Consider the following 7456-nt stretch of genomic DNA (forward strand, 5'->3'; position numbering starts at 1 on the left):
ACTAAGTAGCATTTGTATACTATCATTAATCAATTGTAGTGATAATAAAAAAGTACCTATTTCAGGTATTTACGCAAATGATAATGAACAATTTGTAATTATTGAAAATAACAAATTATTATATCCCTTTGAAGCCAAAATTAAATTTGTAAATGACGATGTAATTCTTAATAATGAGAAATACAAAAAAATTATTAATTAATGACAATATTCCCGATTTTGACAGTTTAGAAGTTTCATACAATACTGATAATTATGAACATAAGGGAATTAAAGAATTTGATGCAAAAATATTTAGTAGTTCAATAATATTTTATGATGTTGAAAATAATACTACAAAAAAAATTGAATTAGATAAAGAATTCAAAAAGTGGTTCAATTTTTCTTTACGGGAGAGAAAAATGGATGCAAAAAACATTAATAAGACAAACAATTTTATTATTTGTCTTATTGAATATAAAAATAAAGACACTAAAATTATTTATGCAAATGCATTTAATGATAAAAATGATTTACGATTATTTATGACATTACTTGTTACTTATCTTTCAAAAAATAGAGAAAAAGGAACTACTATTGAAAAAATGAATTTCAAAAGTTTAGATTCGTTGGAAAATTATATAGACAAAACAAATGTCGGCTTAAAAAGAGTACCATTACCACCTAAACCTATAGCAAATGAAAGTGGTAAATAAATTTAATGCAAAATTTTTCTCATTAATAACCCTGAGTATGTTCTTTATATCAAATGCTCAAGAAAATCATTTCTATGCTGACTCTTACCAAACATTAGACAATATGCTTTTGGACAAGCAAAAATATAGTTTCAAGGAAGGAGTGTATTCTGTCGAAAATGCTTACTATCAGGGTAAACTTGACACAGTTGAGCTTAACAACAAAATTAGATTTCTTAGCCACTTCTGTAATACGTTGCTAAAAAATAGAAAACTCAAATATTCAGAGAAAGATGAAAATAAAGTAAATAAATATGCAGCCATTTATTCGGTAATGTGTGAAGCAACTCCGGTTATTGTTGACAATGATACCATAAGATATAAACCCTTCACTTATGACTTTAATGATGTTTTTGGTCATAAAGAACAATCCAATCTTTTTGTTTCAAAATTATTAGATACACAAAAAGGCAACTGTAATTCAATGCCATATCTTTATAAAATTTTGGCGGAAGAATTAGGTGTTGATGCGAACTTGGCACTTGCTCCCAATCATATATACATAAAGCATAATATCAAATCATTGGGTTGGTACAATACAGAATTGACAAGCGGAATATTCCCACAGGACAGTTGGTTAATGGCTTCGGGATTTATTCATCTAGATGCTATCCAAAATGGTGTTTTTATGAAAGCTCTGAACAATAAAGAAAGTCTTGCGCTTTTATTAGTTGATTTAGCAAATGATTATAACAGAAGTTTTCCAGATAACGATGGAAGTTTTCCTTTAAAATGTGCGGAGCGTGCAATTCAAATCCACCCATATCTAGCCAATGCTTTATTGCTACAGGCGGAAACCCATAAAAGACTATTTCAAAAAATAATGAAGGAACAGAATACAAAGGACATTCAGGTAGTTCTGAGCAATCCGAAAGCAAAAGAACTATATGAACTGATGAACAAGGAATATGCTCATATTCACAAAATCGGTTACAGAAGTATGCCGGAAGAAATGTATCTTGATTGGTTAGTCTCTTTGAAAACTGAAAGGGCAAAATATGAAGATACAAGGTTAAATAAGTAACAATATACTCATTATGAAATTTTTAGAGGTTATTCTAAAAAAGAATAACCTCTAAAAATTTTAAACCGATATAGAATGTAGGCTTTTAATATAGATATCTTTGAATTCAGGTGGTAAACCACAAGCTTTACACATATATTCAATAAATCTATGCGCAAATGTTTTTACATATGCATCTTTTTTTAGTATATGTTGGGAATAGTTGTAATCATCAGAACTTACAGGTAAAAAACTAAATGCTAATTCTTTTAAAAGTAATGGTACTAAATTGAATGCAAGAGGTTTCTCCAAAGATGTCCGTACTAATTCCAAAAATAAATCCCACTCTGGTAAGCCTAAGTCTACTGGATTTTCAGAGATTCTTTTTCTAAAATCATTCAACAGTTCGTAGTTATCAATACCTCCATATATAAATATTTTTAGTTCCTTATCTAAATCATCTTTCGAAGCAGGAAGTAAATATTTGTTAAATATGTGAATAATAATGTTATTTAATGCTACCGCAGATAAAGATAAATGATTTAATACAATGGCAAGATGAAGAGGATTATCAGGATTAAGTTCTCTTCTAGAAGCTCTTAGTTGGGAAAGCGATGACCTCAATTGTTTTCTACTCCCATCTTCATTCCAGAATTGTGTACGTCCGTAATCAAATAAATTAGATAAACTAGGGAATTTCTTTGGTATATTAAAAAATTCAGTCCATTTATCTTCAACTTCTAATGCACATTTTATATCTACCAAATAATCTGCTGTACTTTTAGAATATATTTCAAAATCTTTATCTGAAAATAACTGTACATTTAAATGATGTGCGGAAAGCTGATGTTCTTTTTCAATATCTTTAGTTAATAAGATTATTCCCTTTTCAGCTCCAAGATATTCTAGTAAGCCTTTCATCCATAGAACACGTGCAATAGGAGATTGATTTTTTTAAAGTTTTACAATCACCTAAGTACAAACGAAGATTACCAGTAACATCTGGAAATAAAGCCAAAGCATCTATATCCGTAATCAATTTTGGAGCATTAGATAAACGCTCTTTGGACTTTATATTTACCTCTAATTCTGGATACCAAAAATTAAGTAAATAATATTTAAGTAATCTAAGTTTCAAGAGTCGGTCTTTCATCATAATGAAGCGTTCAATAATAAGTTATCAATTTCTTCTTTCATTTCCTCATCAAGTTCAATTTTACCATCTCTTCGTAATTTGTTAGATGATACTATTGACTCAATGTAAGTTTGGTCTTTTTGCAAAGCTATACGTGCTTCTTGGTCTATTTCCATATTTGCAAATACCCCGGTTGACAGTAGTGAAATAGCTAATTTTAAAGCTTTTACATTTTCTTCTGTATCAATTAAAACAAACCGATGCCAACCAGGTTTTGTTTGCTCTAAAACGACCTACACGCATTACTGCTAATTGTTGGTACTGCGCTTGGGTTTCTGTAGTAGGATTTAAATATCCAGTATCTTTTAACGAATTTAAAATCCATAAAGGATTGCGTATAGGGTATCTTTGAGCCAGAAGCTGTCCTTGCCTTACAGAAGCAATTAGCGCCATAGCACGCTCATAAATTTCTTTATTTGATATATTTAGTTTAGCATTTCCGGGCGCCGGAGGAAAAAGGAAATAATTTTCTCCGGCGTGAGCGGTAGTTATAGAGGGCGGCTTTACTATGCTATCTTGAGCTAATCTTTTAATAAGTGATATTTCTTCATCTGTTACAATTTTACCATTAATCATCTTTGTTTTTTCAATTATACTTAATGGCCATCCCTGTGATTCTTTTATTAAATCCAAAATTCTTTGAATTGTTTTAGCACCAGATTTTGCCGTTAAATCTGCAAACAATTGATAATTTTCTGAGAAGAATAGTGGACTTATCAAAATATCTTTTCCTCTTGTACGCTCATTTAAAATATATCCACCCTGTACGCCTATTTGTACATTTCGTTCAATAATCTTTTTTTCTGCTCCTATGCCATAAATATTACTAATCTCTGTTGGAGCTTGGGATAATTTATCTAAAATTACTAAAGCAGCTTTTTCAGGTTCAGAAAACCCCGATACCTCAGCGAATTCTCCAACACGGTCATAAATATTTTCAAAATAAGGAACGGTTGGGGTAACTGTTTTAATTGTTTCTTTTTCTGTATGCAACGCAACAAATTCGATGTCGGCTAAGCTTTTAATAATATCTTTAAAAAAAAAGCGTCGGAATACCAAAATAGTGACTTGAAACTAATCTGAGTAAATCGTATGGTACTGTAGCTAGTCCTCGAATATGTAATGATAGGTTAACCATCATTCCAACTTTAGGTATCAACTCGTAGTCTGGGACATCAGCACCACCTAGGGAAACCTGTATATCGTGGCATTTTGAAGCAAATTCTTCTCTGTTCATATTATAGGTTATTAAGTTTTTTTGGCTATTATTTTTTTATAAGTTTTTCTAGCCTGTCCATCATTTCATCTTTTTCTTTCAACATTCTTTCATATAAAGCAATCTTTTCTTCGTGAAGTTGGACGAGTTTGTCAATTGGATTATTATTGAAAGTTGGACTATAATTTATCAAACCTTGCGTATCGTGAAAAGTATTTGAAATAAAATTTATTGCCTGTTCTTCATCAAAATTTTGAAATGCTTCTACAGGAATCTTCAAAGCCTGAGATATTGCTTTCAGCAAGTTTTCATCAATCTCTTCCTTTTGTTCAAGTAAAGAGATTTTCTTCTGATTCCAATCATCACCCAAATCAAGAGCCAATGCTTCCTGTTTTATTCCTAACATTTCTCTAAAGCGTTTTACGTTTCTTCCCTGATGTATTTTCTGTTCCATAGCGGTTATCAAATTTTAAAGGCTTAAAGATAAAGCCATTTCTATTAATTCGTCTGAATTGTAAAGTTAGAAAAATATCCTGTAAAATATCCTTTTCTGTAGATATAATATGCCTTTCCAGTATTGATTATTCTATTTGGATAGCAGTAATTCGCTTAGAAACAAACCGTAATTATTATGAAAAAGAAGAAAATAGATTTTGAAGCCGAGTTTTGGGACAGCCATCAAAAACATTCCTGTATGACATTGATAGATTCATTTTTTCAAATGGATGATTTACCAGCGGTAAAAGAAAGACTGTGCGATGTTATGAACCATTCAACACAGCCCAAAGTCCTTCTAAAGAATGACCCTGCACTTGTCTTTCATTTTTACCTGTGCATTCGTTCGTTCATAAGGGCGAGCTATCTCCTACAATTCAAAAATAAAAAATGGGAACTAAATGACCCGCCGGAATATAAATCCCCATTATTACAAGGTTTTCTTTCAGATAAAGAATATCGAAAGCCGTTTCTTGTCTTTAAAAAAGCGTTCAAAGAGTTTAGCTTGAAAGAGTTTGAATATTTTATCATAGAAATTGTCTATTTCTCATTAGCCAATTCTTACGACATACCAACTGAAACCAATGTAGCGCATTTCATCCATCTGACTAAAATGTTGGATGCAGCACAAATTATTCGTGAGAGAGGCATCAAAAAAATAAAAAAAAAATAGCAATGAGAAAAAATAAAATTTCTTTAGAAACCTCCTTTTGGTCGGGACAGGAAGTCGAAAATCCGATTGAATTTTTAGAGGTCTTTTTTGAGTATGCCAACTTAGATTACTATAAGGAAACATTGAATCAGTTTCTACTTCATACCAAGAAACAGGAAATTTATAAGATAAGCTATCCAGGACAGACATTTATTTTATATACTGCTTTTCGCTCTTTTTTGAAAGCCTGCTTTAGTTTAAATTCTAAAAGCAAAAAATTGGAAGTCAGAAAATGCCCGAAAAAATGGTCAATCCTTGAGCAAGGTTCCTTGACAAGCGAAGAATACCAAAATCCATCTTTGGTATTTCAAAGAGCATTCGCCCAGAATACACTCGCAGAATATGAATTTTTCCTTTGTGAAATTACGCATCTGTCATTATCGCCTTATGCAGAGGAATTTGATTATAATTTGATAACACCGTTCATTTACCTGACTAAGATGCTTGACGCTTCACAAATCATTCGAGAAAGGGGAATGAAAAAAATCAAGGATAAAAAACCCACTTCAACGAATATTATATCTTCTTAAAGTATTGAATACCTGTTGATAGCTGACCAACTTTATTTCACTAAAAATTTTGATATGAGAAATAAAGAAAAAACGAACAAGAGACTTATCACTTCGTTTGAACAGGTTGATACTACGTTTAAATTACTGTCGGACAAAAGTCAGATAGAGGAACTCTACAAGGGTATTTATATCCTGTTGGATAAATTAGGAAGTCCAGAAATAAAAGAACTATTTGACCGATATCCCAGATTGATGCAAAAGTATAGTATCAAAGAAATATTTTCTGGAAATATCGGAATTCCGGATATCAATCTACATAGTTTGAAGATTGCCGGATTACTGACCTGCCTGCAATATTTGATTTCGAGTTTACCTGAGTTCATAGACCATTCAGGTCACAGCATCCCTTTAAATGAAGATGAAAATAGTATATCCTACAAAGCTGAGAGCTATATTCTTGATTCCATCCCATTGGATGAATATATATCAGAAATTTTCCTTTCTATTATTTCTGTCACAGGAAAAGAATATTATCAAAAATTTAGCGAAAAGGTTGGCAACACAGATTTTACAATCGATGATATTCTAAAACTTGAAAACGACGTGGAATTACAGGAGCATCTTGATTTAATGGCTTGGGGTTATTTGGTCAGGTTATTTTTAGAAGCTCTGTACTTTTACTTCAATCCTGAAAATCACAATCCAAAAATCCATTAATATGAAAACTTACAATCAGTCCTTTTCACTATTGGAAAACGAGTTTCTGCAAGGCATTCTGAAACAGCTTATCAGCGAGAATTACGTTATTCGAGAGATTTTATTCAATGCCGTTATTGATTCGAAACGCAAGTTTCTCATAATCTTTATGGAGCATACCGCAGATATAGAAGTGTTAAGAAAACAGTACTGGGTAGAAAAAGCATTTAAGGAACATCAATTTAAAATATTTTTCCATCATTCTGCACGAGCTGAGCGACAGCTCTCACTTGGGAATCCCTTATTTGAACTGTATTTTAAATCCTCTATAACTGTTTATCAGAATGAGATTTACCAAAAGCCTATTTATCAACCTGGGGAATGGAAGAAGTACAAAAAGAAATTCAATACGTATGAGAATGCTTTCTATCACGACCACGACCTGCTGTTGACTCAGTTCAATAGCTTTATGTCCGAAAACTCTTCTTTGAGTGTCGTATCAGCCTTTGAAAAGCTGCTAGAATATGATTTGGAATGTTTGGAAAATCTATATTATGGAAATTATTCCAAAGATTATAATCTTAATAAACGTATTAAAGCTTTATCACTTTACGTTCCTGAAGTTCAAAAAAATATTTGTGACGCAAAATAGTTGTTCTTACTATCTTCTCAATTTGTGTGAAGAGGTCAGGAGAGATACAACACAAGATGAAGCTATTTATATCGATGAAATGTATAAGGCACTCTCCATTGCTGAAAAAAAGTCTTTATAGATTGATTCAAATTACGTGTTTTTTGCCGTAGCTTAAAAAATTTGATTAAAGACCACCGCCACAAAACAAAATGAAAGTGAGCCTACATTTAAAGAATGTCAAAAAGTGAAGTTATCAATA

The 7456-nt window shown here is 31.6% G+C and carries 10 protein-coding genes; 6 read left to right on the plus strand and 4 right to left on the minus strand.

The features are described from left to right. The first annotated feature begins 173 nt into the window (after positions 1-173). Positions 174-695 (plus strand): hypothetical protein, encoded by a 522-nt coding sequence (locus tag HX13_RS00550; protein ID WP_050019523.1) that lies wholly within the window; start codon positions 174-176, stop codon positions 693-695. Next, complete coding sequence (locus HX13_RS00555) at positions 679-1758, plus strand: hypothetical protein (protein WP_050019524.1); 1080 nt, start codon at positions 679-681, stop codon at positions 1756-1758. The genes HX13_RS00550 and HX13_RS00555 overlap by 17 nt, the downstream gene beginning before the upstream one ends. 60 nt (positions 1759-1818) lie before the next feature. On the opposite strand, the gene HX13_RS00560 is transcribed toward HX13_RS00555, so the two are convergent. From HX13_RS00560 to HX13_RS00570, 4 genes are all read right to left on the minus strand, one after another. After that, a complete protein-coding gene (locus HX13_RS00560) occupies positions 1819-2658 on the minus strand; it encodes a hypothetical protein (protein WP_050019525.1) in 840 nt (279 codons plus the stop codon). Positions 2659-2889: 231 nt separating this feature from the next. Continuing rightward, positions 2890-3048 carry a hypothetical protein gene (locus HX13_RS22360; RefSeq protein WP_157837393.1) on the minus strand — a complete coding sequence of 53 codons (159 nt, stop codon included), beginning with the start codon at positions 3046-3048 and terminating at the stop codon, positions 2890-2892. 67 nt (positions 3049-3115) lie between these two features. After that, positions 3116-3925, minus strand: coding sequence for a hypothetical protein (locus HX13_RS00565; protein WP_157837394.1), 810 nt, complete (start codon positions 3923-3925; stop codon positions 3116-3118). 272 nt (positions 3926-4197) lie between these two features. After that, positions 4198-4602, minus strand: coding sequence for a helix-turn-helix domain-containing protein (locus HX13_RS00570; RefSeq protein ID WP_050019527.1), 405 nt, complete (start codon positions 4600-4602; stop codon positions 4198-4200). A gap of 177 nt (positions 4603-4779) precedes the next feature. Here HX13_RS00570 and HX13_RS00575 point away from each other — a divergent pair, with 177 nt between their 5' ends. From HX13_RS00575 to HX13_RS00590, 4 genes are read left to right on the plus strand one after another with little or no spacing between them, the layout of a single operon-like run. After that, a complete protein-coding gene (locus tag HX13_RS00575) occupies positions 4780-5316 on the plus strand; it encodes a hypothetical protein (protein ID WP_050019528.1) in 537 nt (178 codons plus the stop codon). A 2-nt stretch (positions 5317-5318) separates the two neighbouring features. Next, positions 5319-5885 carry a hypothetical protein gene (locus tag HX13_RS00580; protein ID WP_050019529.1) on the plus strand — a complete coding sequence of 189 codons (567 nt, stop codon included), beginning with the start codon at positions 5319-5321 and terminating at the stop codon, positions 5883-5885. A gap of 54 nt (positions 5886-5939) precedes the next feature. Then, positions 5940-6584, plus strand: a complete 645-nt coding sequence (locus HX13_RS00585) for a hypothetical protein (RefSeq protein ID WP_050019530.1) — start codon at positions 5940-5942, stop codon at positions 6582-6584. 1 nt (position 6585) lies between these two features. Beyond that, positions 6586-7215 (plus strand): hypothetical protein, encoded by a 630-nt coding sequence (locus HX13_RS00590; RefSeq protein WP_050019531.1) that lies wholly within the window; start codon positions 6586-6588, stop codon positions 7213-7215. Positions 7216-7456: the final 241 nt, after the last annotated feature.

Origin of the sequence: Chryseobacterium sp. P1-3 (assembly GCF_000738495.1) — a bacterium.
Taxonomy (GTDB): domain Bacteria; phylum Bacteroidota; class Bacteroidia; order Flavobacteriales; family Weeksellaceae; genus Chryseobacterium; species Chryseobacterium gallinarum.